This is a genomic window from Pseudomonas sp. PDM05 (assembly GCF_014851685.1).
Lineage (GTDB): Bacteria > Pseudomonadota > Gammaproteobacteria > Pseudomonadales > Pseudomonadaceae > Aquipseudomonas.
The window spans coordinates 245,915-263,921 of sequence record NZ_JACVAC010000001.1; the positions used below are offsets into that span (position 1 = coordinate 245,915).

Consider the following 18,007-nt stretch of genomic DNA (forward strand, 5'->3'; position numbering starts at 1 on the left):
TCCGTGCCTTCCCCTTGCAAGACCGAGCCGCCATGACCACCGCCAAATCCCCCTCGCGTTTCAACCGTTTCAGCAAAGCCGAATGCATCCTGGTGTTCATCACCATGATCTGGGGCGGCACCTTCTTGCTGGTGCAACACGCCATGACCGTCAGCGGCCCGATGTTTTTCGTGGGCCTGCGCTTTGCCGCCGCGGCGATTGTGGTGGGCTTCTTTTCCTTGCGGACCTTGCGTGACCTGACCTTGTTCGAGTTCAAGGCCGGGGTGTTTATCGGCGTGGCGATCATGTTTGGCTACGGCTTGCAGACCATTGGCTTGCAGGCCATCCTCAGCAGCCAATCGGCGTTTATCACCGCGCTGTACGTGCCCTTTGTGCCCTTGCTGCAATGGCTGGTGCTGGGCCGGCGTCCAGGGTTGATGCCAAGCATTGGCATCATGCTGGCGTTCACCGGCTTGATGCTGTTGACGGGGCCTGCGGGCGCATCGTTGAACTTCAGCCCCGGCGAAATCGCCACATTGATTGGTGCAATAGCCATAGCCGCCGAAATCATTTTGATCGGCGCCTATGCCGGGCAGGTGGATGTGCGCCGGGTTACGGTGGTGCAACTGGCAACGGCCTCGGTGCTGTCGTTCATGATGGTGGTGCCGATGGGCGAGGCCTTGCCGGGGTTTTCGTGGTTGCTGCTGTTCAGCGCGGTCGGCCTGGGCTTGACCAGCGCGGTGATCCAGGTGGCGATGAACTGGGCGCAGCAGAGCGTTTCGCCAACGCGGGCCACGCTGATTTATGCCGGGGAGCCGGTGTGGGCCGGTGTGGTCGGGCGGATTGCCGGGGAACGCTTCCCGCCGATCGCAATGGTGGGGGCGGCGTTGATTGTGTTGGCAGTGATAGTGAGTGAGATGAAGAGGAGCAGCTCGAAAGTCGCCAATACCGAGAGCGCCGTCGAACCGGAAAGCCAGGGTTGATGCATGAGATTCAAGCTACAAGCTGCAAGAAATGTAGGCCCGACTACTCTCTTGTAGCTTGCCGCTTGTAGCTGCCTTCAACTGCTCCTGTAGGATCCTGCCACATGTTGCCGTTTGGTGATCGAGAAAGCGGCACGTATGATGCATCCCAAACTCCCGCAGATTAGAAGCCTATGTCCCTGATAGTTCTACTGCTGCTGCCGTTTCTTGGCAGCTGTCTGGCAGCCTTGCTGCCGCATAACGCACGTAACACCGAATCCCTGCTGGCCGGCCTGGTGGCCCTGGTCGGCACCGTTCAAGTCGCCCTGCTCTACCCCCAGATCGCCCACGGTGGCGTGATCCGCGAAGAATTCATGTGGTTGCCCAGCCTGGGCTTGAACTTCGTGTTGCGCATGGACGGGTTTGCCTGGCTGTTCTCGATGCTGGTACTGGGCATCGGCACGCTGGTGTCGCTGTATGCGCGCTATTACATGTCGCCGGACGATCCGGTGCCACGCTTCTTTGCGTTTTTCCTGGCCTTCATGGGCGCGATGCTCGGGCTGGTGATCTCCGGCAATCTGATCCAGATCGTGTTTTTCTGGGAACTGACCAGCCTGTTCTCGTTCCTGCTGATCGGCTACTGGCACCACCGCGCCGATGCGCGACGCGGTGCCTATATGGCGTTGATGGTCACCGGCGCCGGCGGTTTGTGCCTGCTGGCGGGCGTGATGCTGCTGGGGCATATCGTCGGCAGCTATGACCTCGACCAGGTGCTGGCGGCGGGCGAGCAGATCCGCGCCCACGCGCTCTACCCGATCATGCTCGCCCTGGTGCTGATCGGCGCGCTGAGCAAAAGCGCGCAGTTCCCCTTCCACTTCTGGCTACCCCACGCGATGGCGGCCCCCACACCGGTGTCGGCCTACCTGCATTCGGCGACGATGGTGAAAGCCGGCGTGTTCTTGCTGGCCCGCCTGTGGCCGTCGCTGTCCGGCAGCGAAGAATGGTTCTACATCGTCGGCGGCGCCGGCGCGATCACCCTGCTACTCGGCGCGTACTGCGCGATGTTTCAAAACGATCTCAAGGGCCTGCTGGCCTATTCCACCATCAGCCACCTCGGGCTGATCACCCTGCTGCTGGGCCTCAACAGCCCGCTCGCCGCCGTCGCTGCGGTGTTCCACATTCTCAACCACGCCACCTTCAAGGCTTCGCTGTTCATGGCGGCGGGCATCATCGACCACGAAAGCGGCACCCGTGACATTCGCAAACTCAGTGGTCTGGTGCGTTTGATCCCGTTTACCGCGACCCTGGCGATGGTCGCCAGTGCGTCCATGGCGGGCGTGCCGCTGCTTAACGGTTTCCTGTCCAAAGAGATGTTCTTCGCCGAAACCGTGTTCATCTCGGCGACCAAGTGGGTGGAAATCACCCTGCCGGTGATCGCCACCATCGCCGGTACGTTCAGCGTGGCCTACGCGCTGCGCTTCACGGTCGATGTGTTCTTCGGTCCGACAGCCACCAACCTGCCCCATACGCCACACGAACCGCCGCGCTGGATGCGCGCGCCGGTGGAACTGCTGGTGTTCACCTGCCTGCTGGTGGGGATCTTCCCGGCGCAGATGGTCGGCTCGATCCTCGCTGCCGCCGCACTGCCCGTGGTGGGCGGCGTGCTGCCGCAGTACAGCCTGGCGATCTGGCACGGCTGGAACGCGCCGATGATCATGAGCCTGGTGGCGATGTCCTGCGGCGTGGTGCTCTACCTGTTGCTGCGCAAGCAACTCAAGCGCGGGCGCTTCGATTACCCGCCGATCATCAGCTACTTCAACGGCAAGCGCGGCTTCGAGCGCTGCCTGGTTGTGATGATGCGCGGTGCACGCAAGATCGAAAAACGCATCAGCACCAAACGCCTGCAAACCCAGCTGTTCCTGCTGGTGTTGGCGGCGGTGGTCGCAGGCCTCATCCCGATGCTGCACAGCAGCCTCAGCTGGGGCGACCGGCCGAAGATCCCCGGTTCCATCGTGTTCGTTACCTTGTGGCTGCTGGCGATTGCCTGCGCCGTCGGCGCCGCGTGGCAAGCCAAGTATCACCGGCTGGCAGCCCTGACCATGGTCAGCGTGTGCGGCCTGATGACCTGCATCACGTTCGTGTGGTTCTCCGCGCCGGACCTGGCCTTGACCCAACTGGTGGTGGAAGTGGTGACCACCGTGCTGATCCTGCTGGGCTTGCGTTGGTTGCCACGGCGGATCGAAGAGGTTTCGCCCCTGCCGGGCAGCCTGCGCAAGGCGCGGATTCGCCGGGTGCGCGACTTCCTGCTGTCCACCGTGGTAGGCGGCGGCATGGCGTTGCTGTCCTACGCGATGCTGACGCGCCAGACGCCCAACGATATTTCCTCGTTCTACCTCAGCCGCGCCCTGCCCGAAGGCGGCGGCAGCAATGTGGTCAACGTGATGCTGGTGGACTTCCGCGGCTTCGACACCCTCGGCGAAATCACCGTGCTCGGCGCCGTGGCGCTGACGGTGTACGCGCTGCTGCGACGTTTCCGCCCGTCCAAGGAAAGCATGCAACTGCCCGCGCAACAGCGCCAGTTGGCCCCGGACGTAGCCACTGACCTGGTCAACCCGCGCCAGGCCAGCGACACCGCGCTGGGCTTCATGATGGTGCCCGCAGTGCTGGTGCGCCTGCTGCTGCCGATTGCGCTGGTGGTGTCGTTCTACCTGTTCATGCGCGGCCACAACCAACCGGGCGGCGGGTTTGTCGCCGGGCTGGTGATGTCGGTGGCGTTCATCCTGCAATACATGGTCGCCGGTACGCAGTGGGTCGAGGCGCAGATGAGCCTGCGGCCGATGCGCTGGATGGGCTTCGGCCTGCTGTCGGCGACGCTGACCGGGCTGGGTGCGCTGTTTGTCGGCTACCCGTTCCTGACCACCCACACCTGGCATTTCAGCCTGCCGCTGCTGGGCGACATTCATGTGGCCAGCGCGCTGTTCTTTGACGTCGGCGTGTACGCCATGGTGGTCGGCTCGACGCTGCTGATGCTCACCGCCCTCGGTCACCAATCGGTGCGCGCACACAAACCAAGCAACCAGGCCAAAGTGGTTGCCGCAACGGAAGGAGCCGCCTGATGGAAGAAGTCATCGCAATTGCCATCGGGGTCCTCGCGGCCTCCGGTGTGTGGCTGATCCTGCGGCCACGGACATTCCAGGTGGTGATGGGCCTGTGCCTGCTGTCGTATGGGGTCAACCTGTTCATCTTCAGCATGGGCAGCCTGTTTATCGGCAAGGAGCCGATCATCAAGGACGGCGTGCCGCAAGACCTGCTCAACTACACCGATCCGCTGCCCCAGGCCCTGGTGCTGACGGCCATCGTAATCAGCTTCGCCATGACCGCGTTGTTCCTGGTGGTGCTGCTCGCCTCCCGGGGCCTGACCGGCACGGACCACGTCGACGGCCGGGAGCCCAAGGAATGAATTGGGTCAACCAACTGATCATCGCGCCGATTCTGCTGCCGCTGCTCACCGCTGCACTGATGTTGATGCTCGGCGAAAAACGCCGGCCGCTGAAAGCCAAGATCAACCTGTTCTCCAGCGTGCTGGGCCTGGGGATTGCGGTGCTGTTGCTGTACTGGACGCAAAAAGGCGGCCCCGGTTCGATTGGCGTGTACCTGCCGGGCAACTGGCAGGTGCCGTTCGGCATCGTGCTGGTGGTGGACCAACTGTCGGCGCTGATGCTGGTACTCACCGGCATCATCGGCGTGAGCGCGCTGCTGTTCGCCATGGCCCGCTGGGACCGTGCCGGCACCAGTTTCCATGCCTTGTTCCAGGTGCAGATGATGGGCCTGTACGGCGCCTTCCTCACCGCCGACCTGTTCAACCTGTTCGTGTTCTTCGAGGTGCTGCTGGCGGCGTCCTACGGCCTGATGCTGCACGGCTCGGGCCGCGCGCGGGTGTCGGCGGGGCTGCATTACATCGCAATCAACCTGCTGGCCTCGTCGCTGTTCCTGATTGGCGCGGCGATGATCTACGGCGTCACGGGTACGCTGAACTTTGCCGACCTGGCGCTGAAAATTCCGCTGGTGCCGGAGGCGGATCGTGGCCTGCTGCATGCGGGCGCGGCGATCCTCGCCACCGCGTTCCTGGCCAAGGCCGGCATGTGGCCGCTGAACTTCTGGCTGGCTCCTGCCTATTCCTCGGCGAGTGCGCCGGTAGCGGCGATGTTTGCGATCATGACCAAGGTCGGCGTATACACCGTGCTGCGCTTGTGGACGCTGCTGTTCTCCGGCCAGGCCGGTGCGTCGGCGCTGTTTGGCGGTGACTGGTTGGTGTACGGCGGCATGGCGACCATTATCGGCGCGGCGCTGGCGATGGTCGCGGCACAACGGCTGGAGCGCATGGCCAGCTTGAGCATCCTGGTGTCGGCGGGGATCTTGCTGTCGGCCGTGGGTTTCGCCCAGCCGAGCCTGACGGCAGGCGCGCTGTTTTATCTGGTCAGCTCGACCCTGGCGTTGAGCGCGCTGTTCCTGCTGGCGGAGTTGATCGAGCGTTCGCGTTCGGCCAACGACTTGCCGCTGGATGAGGAAATCGATGCGCTGCCCAAGGCCATGGAATCCCTGCATCCGCGTCCGGGGGTGAACCTGGATGATGAACAGCAAGCCGTGGTCGGCCAGGTGATCCCCTGGACCATGGCGTTCCTCGGCTTGAGCTTTATCGCCTGCGCGTTGCTGATCATCGGCATGCCGCCGTTGTCCGGGTTTATCGGCAAGCTGAGTTTGCTCAGCGCGCTGATCAATCCACTGGGCCTGGGCGTGAGCGTCGACGCGCCGATCCGTCCGGCAGCCTGGGGCCTGGTGGTACTGCTGGTGCTCTCTGGCCTGGCCTCATTGATCGCGTTCGCGCGCCTGGGCATCCAGCGCTTCTGGACGCCGGAAGAGCGCCCCTCGCCGCTGCTGCGCCGCTATGAGTGCGTGCCGATCTTCTTCCTGCTCGGGTTGAGTATCCTGTTGACCTTCAAGGCCGAACCGCTGATGCGCTACACCCAGGCCACGGCCGTGAGCCTGAACAACCCCGAGCACTACGTGATGGCGGTGATGGCCACGCGTCCGGTGCCGAGCCCCGAAGCGAAGAGCGCCGCGCTGGAGGTGCAGCCATGAAACGCCTGTTCCCTGCGCCGTGGCTGTCGTTGGCTCTGTGGTTGTTATGGCTGGTGCTGAACCTGTCGGTGAGCCCCGGCAACCTGCTGCTCGGCGCGCTGCTGGGCGTTCTCGCGCCGTTGCTGATGGCGCCGCTGCGGCCGTTGCCGATCCGCATCCGCCGTCCCGGGGTGATCATCCGCCTGTTCTTCGTGGTCGGCCGCGACGTGATCGCGTCCAACCTGCAAGTGGCCTGGGGCGTGCTGACCTGCGGCACGCGCCCACCGCGTTCGCGCTTTATCAAGATCCCCCTGGACCTGCGCGACGCCAACGGCCTCGCCGCGCTGTCGATGATCACCACCGTGGTGCCCGGCACCATCTGGTCGGAACTGGCGCTGGACCGCAGCATCCTGCTGTTGCACGTGTTCGATCTGGAGGATGAAGCGGCGTTTATCGAGCACTTCAAATCCACCTACGAGCGGCCCCTGATGGAGATCTTCGAATGAGCGCCCTGCTCTCCAATGCGATCCTGTTCAGCCTGTTCCTGTTTTCCCTGGCCATGGTGCTGACCCTGGTGCGCCTGTTCAAGGGTCCCTCGGCCCAGGACCGGGTCCTGGCGCTGGACTACCTGTACATGCTGGCGATGCTGATGATGCTGGTGCTGGGCATTCGTTACGCCAGTGACACCTACTTTGAAGCGGCGCTGTTGATTGCGCTGTTTGGCTTCGTGGGCTCGTTTGCCCTGGCGAAATTCCTGCTGCGTGGCGAGGTGATTGAATGATGCCGTTATGGGTGGAAGTGATCGTGGCCGTGCTGCTGGTGTCGAGCAGCGTGTTCGCCTTGATCGGCGCAATCGGCTTGTTGCGCATGAAGGACTTTTTTCAACGCATGCACCCGCCGGCGCTGGCTTCGACGTTGGGCGCGTGGTGTGTGGCATTGGCGTCGATTGTGTACTTTTCGGCACTCAAGTCCGGGCCGGTGTTGCACGGCTGGTTGATTCCGATTTTGTTGTCGATCACGGTGCCGGTGACCACGTTGCTGCTGGCGCGCACGGCGCTGTTCCGTAAGCGCATGGCGGGTGATGATGTGCCTGCCGAAGTCAGCAGCCGCCGCTGATCGCTCAAGTGAACACAGTATAAATGTGGGAGCGGGCTCCCACATTTGGTTTTGTGCTAGGCGAAAGATCGAATTCTCGCCGCCAGTTCTGCCAACCCGTCATCATCCGCGCGCCCATGATCATGGGACGAGATATAGCCCTCATACACCTCGAAAAACTTGTCCACCTTCGAACTCAAGGGCTTGAACGTACTGTCCGACCCTGTGCCATGCATGGGGAACAACTTCGCATGCAGGTGATCTACGCCATAGCCCTCCATGATCAGCCCCGTACGCGCCACATCGGGAAACGCCCGGTCGATCTGCAAGGCCGTCTTCTTCGCCGCCACCGCGAGCGCGGCCAACACTTCGTCCGACTGGGCAAACGCATAGCTGCCGTAATGCTGCTTGGGGATCACCACGCTGAAACCCGGGGTGTTGGGGAAAATCGAGAGGAAGGCCATGTGCTGGTCGTCTTCCCAGAGGATGTGGGCTGGGGAGGTTTTGCGGACAATGTTGCAGAAAATACAATCCATTTTAATCGCTGCCATTCTAGTCATGGGATGGGTTGACGCAGCCATCTAAAGCCACGATTCGGTAGGCGTCAAAACAAATGGAAACTTTCCGAAATGTCCTAGGCCTTTTGTACCGTCGCCATTTTTATTAAGTAATAGGCCATGCATGGGTGCCTGGGAACACCAAGGCTTTGAATCTGAGTGGGTGGGCACATTTAGATTGGGGGTCACCAATGGATCGGTGGCGCAGCCGAGTAAAAAACCACAGAATTTTCCGACAGTGTTTAAGGGTTGTCCCTCGGAAGATGGCTGCCTAATCTTCGGCAGTCGCTGCAAATTCAGCGACCGGGTTTCGCAGCCCGGTTAAACTCTAGACGCACAGCGTCCACCTCAGATAGCGGGCGCTTTTTTATGCCTGATGTCATGGCGGCTGTGCGCGGGATACCTTCGGGTATGCCGGGTGCCTAGAGTCCCGGTCTGCGAACCCGCGTACAGCTGCCACCCTAGTATCGTTTCGCAGCGATGGGAGGCAGCTCCAATACTCTAGGAGCTTTGCCATGATTAAAGACAGTCCAAATCCGCCGTTAGATTCAACCGCGTTTCACGCCTCTGCTCATCGAGCAATTAACCAATATCTGAACCCCTCTGAAAACCCGCAGCCATCTGCTGAGGGCGACAACCTGTTTACCGTACGCGAAGGACTGGACGTCGAGACGCTGTTGGTCAACGCGTCAGAGGATCTAGCGTGGGTTCGTGCGTTGGCAAGCCATTTGGCTTTCGAGATCGATGGCAATCCTCGCAGCGTGGCACTGGGAATGTGTCGGATGCTGGAAGGAATCCAATTGATGGTGGATAAAACACTAAGCCTCAAAGACGAGCCCATTCACAGATCAATCTGAAGCCGAAGAATTTGCAAAGCGGGCACGGTAAAAACTGTGGGAGCGGGCTTGCTCGCGAATGCGGCGTGTCAGTCAGCACATGTGTGACTGATACACCGCATTCGCGAGCAAGCCCGCTCCCACATTTGGATTGTGGTGTGCCTGGCGAAAAAAAAGCCCCGAACCAGTCGGGGCGTTTTTTATTCAGCCTTTAGCAATCAAGCCTGATCAGCCAAGCGCCACGTCGTCCCACCCTTGCCGTCTTCCAACACCACGCCCATGGCGGTGAGTTGGTCACGGATACGGTCGGATTCCGCCCAGTCCTTGTTGGCCCGTGCGTTCAGGCGCGCCTGGATCAGCGCATCGACTTCAGCCGCATCCACACGCCCTTCGGCGCCGGCCTGGAGGAAGTCATCGGCTTGCATCTGCAACACGCCCAGCACGCTGGCCAGTTCTTTCAGGCGTGCGGCAAGGCCAGCGGCGGCGTCGAGATCGCTCTCGCGCAGGCGGTTGATCTCGCGCACCATCTCGAACAGCACGGCGCAGGCTTCTGGGGTGCCGAAGTCGTCGTTCATCACCTGGGTGAAGCGCTCAACGAACGCTTCGCCACCGGCCGGAGCAACCACCGGCAAGCCTTTCAACGCGTGGTAGAACCGCTCCAGGGCGCCCTTGGCGTCCTTGAGGTTGTCTTCCGAGTAGTTGATCGCACTGCGGTAGTGGCTCGATACCAGCAGGTAACGCACCACTTCCGGGTGATACTTTGCCAGCACGTCGCGGATGGTGAAGAAGTTGTTCAAGGACTTGGACATCTTCTCGCCATTGATGCGAATCATGCCGCAGTGCATCCAGGCATTGGCGTAGGTCTTGCCGGTGGCGGCTTCGCTCTGGGCGATTTCGTTTTCGTGGTGCGGGAACTCGAGGTCGCTGCCGCCGCCATGAATGTCGAACGTCTCGCCCAGGCAGCAGGTGGACATCACCGAGCATTCGATGTGCCAGCCCGGCCGCCCGGCGCCCCATGGCGATTCCCAGCTCGGCTCGCCCGGCTTGGTGCCTTTCCATAGCACGAAGTCGAGCGGGTCTTGCTTGGCTTCATCCACTTCGATACGCGCGCCGATGCGCAGGTCTTCGATTTTCTTGCGCGACAGCTTGCCGTAGCCCATGAACTTGGCGACGCGGTAGTACACGTCGCCATTGCCCGGGGCGTAGGCGTAACCCTTGTCGATCAGGGTCTGGATCATCGCGTGCATGCCCGGGATGTGGTCCGTGGCGCGTGGTTCCATGTCCGGCTTGAGGATGTTGAGGCGCGCCTCGTCCTCGTGCATCGCGGCAATCATGCGCTCGGTCAGCGCGTCGAACGACTCGCCGTTTTCATTGGCGCGGTTGATGATCTTGTCGTCGATGTCGGTGATGTTGCGCACGTACGTCAAGTCATAGCCGCTGAAACGCAACCAGCGGGTGACCAGGTCGAAAGCCACCATGCTGCGGCCGTGGCCGATGTGGCAGTAGTCGTACACGGTCATGCCGCACACGTACATGCGCACCTTGTTGCCATCCAGCGGCTTGAAGACTTCTTTGGTCTTGCTGAGTGTGTTGTAGATCGTTAACACGACAATTCCTTCTCTCTAGGCAAAGCCGGTCAGGCCTGCCTGATCACTGGCCCCACGAATCACGCAAGGTCACGGTACGGTTGAATACCGGAGCGCCTGGTTTCGAGTCCTTGATATCCGCGCAGAAGTAACCTTCGCGCTCGAACTGGAAACGGTCTTCCGGCTGTGCTTCGCCCAACGAGGGTTCGGCACGACAACCAGTGAGTACTTGCAGGGAGTCAGGGTTGATGTTGTCGAGGAAACTGGCGCTGTCTTCCGCCTTTTCAGGGTTCGGCGAACGGAACAGGCGATCGTACAGACGCACTTCGCACTCGATGCTGGCGGCGGCCGGCACCCAGTGGATCACGCCTTTGACCTTGCGGCCTTCCGGGTTCTTGCCCAGAGTTTCCGGGTCGTACGAGCAACGCAGTTCGACGATGTTGCCATCGGCGTCCTTGATCGCTTCGTCGGCACGGATCACGTAGCTGCCACGCAGGCGCACTTCGCCATTCGGCTCCAGGCGCTTGTAGCCTTTTGGCGGCTCTTCCATGAAGTCATCGCGGTCGATGTAGATTTCACGGGCGAACGGCAGCTTGCGCACGCCGAGTTCTTCTTTCTGCGGGTGGCGCGGCAGTTCGAGGTGGTCGACCTTGTCTTCCGGGTAGTTGGTGATCACGACTTTCAGCGGACGCAGCACGCACATGGCGCGTGGGGCGTTCGCGTCGAGGTCCTGGCGGATGCTGAATTCGAGCATGCCGAAGTCGACCACGCCGTCGGAACGGTTGGTGCCGACCATGTCGCAGAAATTGCGGATCGAAGCCGGCGTGTAGCCACGGCGGCGGAAGCCCGACAGTGTGGACATGCGCGGGTCATCCCAGCCATGTACGTGCTTTTCATCCACCAACTGCTTGAGCTTGCGCTTGCTGGTGATGGTGTAGTTCAGGTTCAGGCGGCTGAACTCGTACTGGCGCGGGTGCGCAGGAACCGGCAGGTGCTCCAGGAACCACTCGTACAACGGGCGATGGCTTTCGAACTCCAGGGTGCAGATCGAATGGGTGATGCCTTCGATGGCGTCCGACTGACCGTGGGTGAAGTCGTAGTTCGGGTAGATGCACCACTTGTCACCGGTCTGGTGGTGATGGGCGTGGCGGATGCGGTACATGATCGGGTCGCGCAGGTTCATGTTCGGCGAGGCCATGTCGATCTTGGCACGCAGCACGCGGGCGCCGTCCGGGAACTCACCGGCACGCATGCGTGCGAACCAGTCCAGGTTCTCTTCCACCGAACGGTCGCGGAACGGACTGTTCTTGCCCGGCTCGGTCAGGGTGCCACGGTATTCCTTGGCCTGTTCCGGGCTCAGGTCGTCGACGTAGGCCTTGCCGGCCTTGATCAGCTCGACGGCCCAGTCGTGCAACTGGTCGAAGTATTGCGAGGCATAGCGCACTTCACCGGACCATTCGAAGCCCAGCCACTTCACGTCGCTTTCGATGGCGTCGATGTATTCCTGGTCTTCCTTGGCCGGGTTGGTGTCGTCGAAACGCAGGTGCGTGACGCCACCGAATTCCTGGGCCAGGCCGAAGTTCACACAGATCGACTTGGCGTGACCGATGTGCAGGTAGCCGTTTGGCTCAGGCGGGAAACGGGTGACGATCTGCGTGTGCTTGCCCGAATCCAGGTCCGCCTGGATGATCGGGCGCAGGAAATTGACCGGGACGGCAGGTCCGGCCTTGGAATTCGAGGTAGGGTCGACAGTGGGCTTGCTCATAGGATCCTTGAACAGACAGGTACGTGGCCGGTTGAGGCCAGATAAAACAAAGCGCTCATAATAGCCGAAGCGGTCAAGACACTGACAGGCCACGACCCAAAACTGCTGCTTTAATTACTGCTTTAATGACGAACGCGATAAAAAACCACCTCGAAATTCCTGCCGGGCACGCTAAACTGCGCGCCTTGGCCGAAGTTTCGCCAAACCGGTAAGGCGCTAGGGCGTCCGTACCTACGAATTCCTTGAAAGAGAAACGACCATGACTCAAGTCAAACTGACCACCAACCACGGTGACATCGTCATCGAGCTGAACGCCGAGAAAGCGCCGATCACCGTCGCCAACTTCATCGAGTACGTAAACGCCGGCCACTACGAAAACACCGTTTTCCACCGTGTCATCGGCAACTTCATGATCCAGGGCGGTGGTTTCGAGCCAGGCATGAAAGAAAAGAAAGACAAGCGCCCAAGCATCCAGAACGAAGCGGACAACGGCCTTTCCAACGACAAGTACACCGTCGCCATGGCCCGTACCATGGAGCCGCATTCGGCCTCCGCGCAGTTCTTCATCAACGTGGCCGACAACGCCTTCCTGAACCACAGCGGCAAGAACGTGCAGGGTTGGGGTTACGCGGTATTCGGTAAAGTCACCGAAGGCCAGGACGTCGTTGACAAGATCAAAGGCGTACAGACCACTGGCAAAGCCGGTCACCAGGACGTTCCGGTAGAAGACGTGATCGTCGAGAAAGCCGAGATCGTTGGGTGATATTGCTGATTTCAGATTTGCATCTGGAAGAGGAGCGCCCGGATATAACCCGGGCGTTTCTGGATTTACTCCACGGCCGCGCCCGTGGCGCCCAGGCGTTGTACATTCTGGGGGACTTCTTTGAAGCCTGGATTGGCGACGATGGGATGACCCCTTTCCAACGCTCGATTTGCGCAGCCCTGCGCGAACTGAGCGACAGCGGCACCCCGATTTTCATCATGCATGGCAACCGCGACTTCCTGATCGGCAAGGCGTTCTGCAAAGCTGCAGGTGCCACCTTGCTCAAGGACCCGAGTGTCGTGCAACTCCATGGCGAGCCGGTGCTGTTGATGCACGGCGACAGCCTCTGCACCCGCGACGTCGGCTATATGAAGCTGCGGCGTATCCTGCGCAACCCGGTCGTGCTGTTTATCCTGCGCCACCTGCCCCTGCGCACCCGCCACAAACTGGCGCGCAAGCTGCGCAGTGAAAGCCGTGCACAGACACGCATGAAGGCCAACGACATTGTCGACGTCACCCCCGAGGAAGTGCCACGGGTAATGCAGCAGTTCGGCGTACGCACCCTGGTCCACGGCCACACCCACCGCCCCGCCATTCACAAGTTGCAGATTGGCGAGCAAGCGGCCAAGCGCATTGTGCTGGGGGATTGGGATAAACAGGGTTGGGCGTTGCAGGTGGATGAGCAAGGGTTTCAGTTGGCGGCGTTTGATTTCGTCAATCCGCAACTGGCGCTGCCTGGCGCCTGAACCTCAAACACCACTGATCCAATGTGAACACCGATCCAAATGTGGGAGCGGGCTTGCCCGCGATAGCGGGGGGCAGTCAACTCATGTATCGACTGAACCACCGCTATCGCAGGCAAGCCAGCTCCCACAGGGGTTTGCATTCCACACTCGCGTTTTGTGCCTACGACTCATCAGCCAAAAATATCTGTGAAGGCAGCGTGAAACCGCGCAGCTTGAGCAGTGCCAATGGCCCTGCATCCAGTTCGGTGCGCAGATGCCAAGTCAGGTCGATACCGTCAGGCGCCTTGAGCTCCATGCGATAGAGGCTGTCGCCATCGTCCAATGGCGTGACGCGGGCTTTTTCCAGCAAACGGATCAGCCCCCAGGTGCCTTGGTAATCACCCAACAGGCGTTCGCCGGCATGCACACTGGTCCAGCTCAGGCTCACCCCGGGGTAATCGCTATGGCCTGGCCAGTTGAAGCGCTGCCAACGTTCTTTTTGGTTGAAGTAGTGGTGTTTTTCGCCATTGAGAACAAAGGTGGTTTGCACCACGTCTCTGACCGCCTTGCCCTGGAGCTCGAAGCTCAGCCCCATGCCACCGTCGGTGTAGAGCACGTCCGCCAAGTTGCTGAGCTGGTTGATGGCTGACAGAAACTGCGGATTGAAACGCAAGCCCTGGCTATGCAACGGATCGACCACCCAGCGATTGCCCTCCTTGCGCAACACGCCGCTCAGTTGATGCTGCAAGAACTGCTCGATCCGCCCTGAGTCGGCACGAATCATTTGTCCCAACATCGGCAACGAGGCGTCACTGCCTGTGGCGGCAAACGGGTAGCGGCTGGCAAACGCGCTGTGCCAGGGCGTCACGATCGCGCGTTGCCACTGGCGGTTAAGACTCGCCGCTGAAGGTTGCAGCACCCGCTGCCAGGCCTGGTCCATTGGACGCACGAACAGCGCCTCGCCGAACCCGGCCCACTGCGTACCCAGGCTGGCAGCAATCAGCCTGCCGTAGGACTGGGTGTCGGTCAGATCGATACTTTTTCCCTGGAAGACCGTTTGCGCCAGGGTCTGGGTCATGGCCTGCGGGTCCGGGGCGTGACTGACTTGCTGCAGTTTCAGGCGAGCGCGGGTGATTTGGGTGAGAAAAGCATGCAAGGAGAGCTTGCTACCGTCGTCGTTGCTCATCAGTGAAAGCAGCGGACCGAAAGTGGCATCCAGGGGGCCGCTCGGCTCATGCGTCAATCCGTCGGTCACCGGCGTCTCGTCCCGGCCGATCAACTGTTGCGCCGACTGGATCAGAGAGTCTCCAAGTGTCCGGCCACGGTGACTTGCATGCGCTTGGTACGCCACTGTGCTCATCAGTGCAATCAATGGCGACTGGCGCACATCGCTCATCAACGTCAATTGGTCGATGACATCGGCCATCCGTTCGGATTGCTGCCAGCGCAGACTGTTGAGGAAGTCCAGCCACGCGCGGGCATAGTCCTGGAAGTAGCGCTCGGTAAGACGCTCGCGCAGTTTTTCTGGCGTCAGATCGGGATCAACATCGATGGGCTTGTCGCTGAGCACCCAGTCGATTTCCTCGCGTCGAGCGCTGGCAATATCGTCAATGACTTGGCGCACATGGCCCTCCCAGGCTTGGCGGGTGAACACCCCCGCGACCCTGGCGTCGGTGGAAAACAGTGCCAATGCATCGGTATCGGCGACCATCTGGTGCAGGCTCAAGTCCGGCGAATGATTGGCGGCGGCATCGAGCACCTGTTGGTACAGGCTGGCTTCGGCGTTGCGTCGACCCAACTGGCCTAGCAAGACCTGCCGGACCTGAGCGACCCGCTTCCAGTCAGCCGCGATGCGCCACTCGGGATGTGCAGCCAACTGCACGCTGTAGAACTGCCAAAGCGTCGGCGACAGGCTCTGCCAAATACCGGGTGACAAACCGGCGCGCAGCGGCTCAGCCTCGCTCAAGGTCTTGGCCAGGAAGACAGAATCGGTTTTTTCCGGGCGGGCCATCATCAGGTAAGCCTTGAGTTGATCGTAGGCAACACGGGCGTAGCGGGCGCGGTCCGGGCTGTCCGGTGCAAGGTTGATCAACGTGTCGAGTTGGCGTTGCAAATTCTCGACCGCCGGGTCGCGCATCAATCGGTTATTGCTTTCGACGTAGTGCGGCCAAAGGGTTTCAAGCAAGGCTTGGTTCTGGTTCAAGCCAAAACGTTGATACCACGGCGTGCCGTGCTCGGCGCGGTAGTCCAGCCGGGCGAGGACGCGAGTCAGCTCGTTGAGGGCCTGAAATTGCTGGTCGCCTTGAGCCGATTGCTGCAACGCAGCGAGCGACGCGTGTGCTTGAGCGACCTGCGCGCGGTTACTGGCGAAGGACAGCCACAAGCCCATTGCCCAGACCAGCATCAGCATCATCGTCACGGCGTAACAGACGCGAGCGGCGCTCCAGCCCACTCGGCGGCGTACGGGTTTGTCCGCCAGTACGCCGTTCCAGGCGGGGTCCTTCGGCCAATAATGGCCCGTCGGCTCACGCTGCACCGGCAGGCTGAACCACACACCACGCAGGGGCACTCCACGGGCGGACGGGCCCAGCAACGGCGCAAGCGCCTGGCGCCACCGGGTCATGCCTTCGACCTGCAAATCGCGAGACAGCCGGAGCAGGAAATCATGGGTAGTCTGATCATGCATCTGCGCCAGACCTGCTTGACGCAGGGGCTCGATCAAGCCTTGCAAGCACGCTTGCAGGGCGCCGATGGTCAGCTTCGTCGGCAACACACTGCCAACCGGCTCGACTCTGCGCTGGGCCTGCGGCCATGGGCTGGCACAGACTTGCCACAGGTGCAGGGGAATCTGCCAGCGCAACTCACGGGACAGTTCGCACAAGTGCCGAACGCCCTCACCCATCGCGGCATCATCGAGGCTTTGCTCCCTGCCCAGCGCCCAGACCACAGCGTCAAACGCACGCTGGCGGCTCAACTCGCGCCACTGTGCAAGGGCTGCCTTGTCCAGCCCGCAATTGACACTGCCACCCCATAACAACACTGTGCCCTGCCCTTCCAGCCAGTTTTGTGGCGTCAAGCCAGGGGCGATAGCGTTGATCTGATCCGGTTCGCCAAACACTAAAAACCAGCGGACTTTGCTGCGCCAGAAGTACCCGTGCTGGGTGCGAAGAGACTTGCGTAGCGCCTCCAGCCACGGTTTTTCTTCAGGCTCGACAGGACTCGGAAAAGCCCCCCAGGGTTCAGCCACTGTCGCCACCAACCCCGTTGCCCAGCCAACCGCAACACGGTCCCAAGCCAATACAATCAGCGGGCAAAACCAGCAAAGCGCGAGCCCGATGAACAGGCCTCGGAGTGCCAGATCCTTGAGCGCCAGCGCGGGCCAAGCGAAATAGTCACGGCACAATGCGTAGAGCACGCAGCCGAGCATGACCAGCAACCACGCGACCACCAGATAACCCAACCCCATGCCGACCAAAGAGGCCTTACGTCCACCCTTAATGATTGCCATGAGGTACCACCACTCCAATCGCCAGTCGTTTCTCGGCGTCCTGACTCAACCAGCCGCAGGGCTGAGCTGCCACCTTCGCCTGCAACAGCGCCAGCGACATACCGATGAAAGGCGCCAGGTTCCCCAGCAGGCCCCAATGCATGCTCAGTTGGTGCTCGGCTGCGCACCAGCCTCCCTGCGCAAACGTTAGCTGGCTGGTTGCATCCAATGCCAAACAGCTGGCCGGCGGCCCATCAAGGCCGGCATAACATTGCACCTGCGCGCACAGTTGAGCCGGCGACTCATGCGTTTCGCTCAATAGATACTCAGCTCGATGCAACACCTGCCTGCCTTGCCGATCCACCACCCACAGAAAGCCCGCTTCGCCTGGCTGCTCAGGGTCTGAGGCGCGTTCCAAAGACACCACGCCGGCGCACAAGAACCAATCCCCCGCCTCCTGGCAGCGCGGGTAAAAGCCTTCAATCAGCGCATCGAGGTCGGCCAGATCGGCCAATGGCACGCGAGTATCGGGCAGCCTCACGCCGGCCTTGGCCAACTGTTGAGTGAACGCGCGCTCGCTGCCCGTATCACCCGCCCAGGCAACGCCGCACAACCTTGGCCAGCGCGCAGATAACTCAGGAAGTGCAAGGGTCAACCGGGCAAGGTGGCGGGCCAAGGCAGGGCCGCGTTCGGTGAGATTGCTCAGTGACAATCGACACCGTAGCGCAGGCTGCGTCGCCCCCGGTATCAACGACGGTTTCGGGACGGGCGTGGCGGCCATCAGCCCGCGGTACTGCGCCTGCTCGTCGCCCGCCGGCCCGAGCAACAACACCTGTTGCACCGGCAACCCCAAACCACGCCGCCGCCACCAGCGCTGCAGGTCGCCATCACGGGCGCGGCGGTACACATCCGTCTGGAACTGAGCGATCTGCCAAACCAATACACGCAGCGCCAATACCAACGCCCAACTCAATGGCAGCACTGCACCCCATAACCACAGTTCTACCTGAGGCTGGCCTTCGGGCCAGAGCGCAAACAGGGCTGCCGCCTGCACGCTCAAGAGCACCAGCAACGCCAGCCACCAGCCTCGCCAATGGGGTGCTCTCGGCGCAATAACCTGCGGATACAGCGGCG

Annotated in this window: 15 protein-coding genes; 10 read left to right on the forward strand and 5 right to left on the reverse strand. The window is 61.4% G+C overall.

The features are described from left to right. The first annotated feature begins 32 nt into the window (after positions 1 to 32). From IB241_RS01200 to IB241_RS01230, 7 genes are all read left to right on the forward strand, one after another. The gene (locus IB241_RS01200) at positions 33 to 962 is read left to right on the forward strand and encodes a DMT family transporter (RefSeq protein WP_192296594.1); all 930 of its coding nucleotides are present in this window, start codon (positions 33 to 35) and stop codon (positions 960 to 962) included. Positions 963 to 1,135: 173 nt separating this feature from the next. Continuing rightward, a complete protein-coding gene (locus IB241_RS01205) occupies positions 1,136 to 4,057 on the forward strand; it encodes a monovalent cation/H+ antiporter subunit A (RefSeq protein ID WP_192296595.1) in 2,922 nt (973 codons plus the stop codon). Continuing rightward, the gene (locus tag IB241_RS01210; RefSeq protein ID WP_003192163.1) at positions 4,057 to 4,401 is read left to right on the forward strand and encodes a Na+/H+ antiporter subunit C; all 345 of its coding nucleotides are present in this window, start codon (positions 4,057 to 4,059) and stop codon (positions 4,399 to 4,401) included. Before IB241_RS01205 ends, IB241_RS01210 begins: the two co-directional genes overlap by 1 nt. Next, positions 4,398 to 6,080 carry a monovalent cation/H+ antiporter subunit D gene (locus IB241_RS01215; RefSeq protein ID WP_192296596.1) on the forward strand — a complete coding sequence of 561 codons (1,683 nt, stop codon included), beginning with the start codon at positions 4,398 to 4,400 and terminating at the stop codon, positions 6,078 to 6,080. The genes IB241_RS01210 and IB241_RS01215 overlap by 4 nt, the downstream gene beginning before the upstream one ends. Continuing rightward, entirely contained in the window at positions 6,077 to 6,565 is a 489-nt protein-coding gene (locus IB241_RS01220) for a Na+/H+ antiporter subunit E (protein WP_192296597.1), read from the forward strand. Before IB241_RS01215 ends, IB241_RS01220 begins: the two co-directional genes overlap by 4 nt. Beyond that, entirely contained in the window at positions 6,562 to 6,840 is a 279-nt protein-coding gene (locus IB241_RS01225; RefSeq protein ID WP_105522735.1) for a K+/H+ antiporter subunit F, read from the forward strand. Before IB241_RS01220 ends, IB241_RS01225 begins: the two co-directional genes overlap by 4 nt. Further along, entirely contained in the window at positions 6,837 to 7,175 is a 339-nt protein-coding gene (locus IB241_RS01230; protein WP_192296598.1) for a Na+/H+ antiporter subunit G, read from the forward strand. The genes IB241_RS01225 and IB241_RS01230 overlap by 4 nt, the downstream gene beginning before the upstream one ends. Positions 7,176 to 7,231: 56 nt before the next feature. Here the strand turns inward: IB241_RS01230 and IB241_RS01235 are convergent, their stop codons facing one another. Beyond that, on the reverse strand, positions 7,232 to 7,690 hold the full coding sequence (locus tag IB241_RS01235; RefSeq protein WP_192297215.1) for an HIT family protein: 459 nt from the start codon (positions 7,688 to 7,690) through the stop codon (positions 7,232 to 7,234). Between the two features lie 536 nt (positions 7,691 to 8,226). On the opposite strand from IB241_RS01235, the gene IB241_RS01240 reads away from it, so the two are divergent. Next, positions 8,227 to 8,568 carry a DUF6124 family protein gene (locus IB241_RS01240; protein WP_192296599.1) on the forward strand — a complete coding sequence of 114 codons (342 nt, stop codon included), beginning with the start codon at positions 8,227 to 8,229 and terminating at the stop codon, positions 8,566 to 8,568. Between the two features lie 197 nt (positions 8,569 to 8,765). Here IB241_RS01240 and cysS read toward each other — a convergent pair whose 3' ends face one another. Beyond that, the gene (gene cysS / locus IB241_RS01245; RefSeq protein WP_192296600.1) at positions 8,766 to 10,154 is read right to left on the reverse strand and encodes a cysteine--tRNA ligase; all 1,389 of its coding nucleotides are present in this window, start codon (positions 10,152 to 10,154) and stop codon (positions 8,766 to 8,768) included. Positions 10,155 to 10,197: 43 nt separating this feature from the next. After that, positions 10,198 to 11,898 (reverse strand): glutamine--tRNA ligase/YqeY domain fusion protein, encoded by a 1,701-nt coding sequence (locus IB241_RS01250; RefSeq protein WP_192296601.1) that lies wholly within the window; start codon positions 11,896 to 11,898, stop codon positions 10,198 to 10,200. A 259-nt stretch (positions 11,899 to 12,157) separates the two neighbouring features. Between IB241_RS01250 and IB241_RS01255 the strand changes: the two genes are divergently transcribed. Further along, positions 12,158 to 12,661, forward strand: coding sequence for a peptidylprolyl isomerase (locus IB241_RS01255; RefSeq protein WP_010209496.1), 504 nt, complete (start codon positions 12,158 to 12,160; stop codon positions 12,659 to 12,661). Beyond that, a complete protein-coding gene (gene lpxH / locus IB241_RS01260; protein WP_192296602.1) occupies positions 12,658 to 13,407 on the forward strand; it encodes a UDP-2,3-diacylglucosamine diphosphatase in 750 nt (249 codons plus the stop codon). Before IB241_RS01255 ends, lpxH begins: the two co-directional genes overlap by 4 nt. A gap of 160 nt (positions 13,408 to 13,567) precedes the next feature. On the opposite strand, the gene IB241_RS01265 is transcribed toward lpxH, so the two are convergent. Next, complete coding sequence (locus tag IB241_RS01265; RefSeq protein ID WP_225595203.1) at positions 13,568 to 16,894, reverse strand: ImcF-related family protein; 3,327 nt, start codon at positions 16,892 to 16,894, stop codon at positions 13,568 to 13,570. Beyond that, positions 16,881 to 17,873 (reverse strand): hypothetical protein, encoded by a 993-nt coding sequence (locus IB241_RS01270; protein WP_192297217.1) that lies wholly within the window; start codon positions 17,871 to 17,873, stop codon positions 16,881 to 16,883. The genes IB241_RS01265 and IB241_RS01270 overlap by 14 nt, the downstream gene beginning before the upstream one ends. Between the last annotated feature and the right edge of the window lie 134 nt (positions 17,874 to 18,007).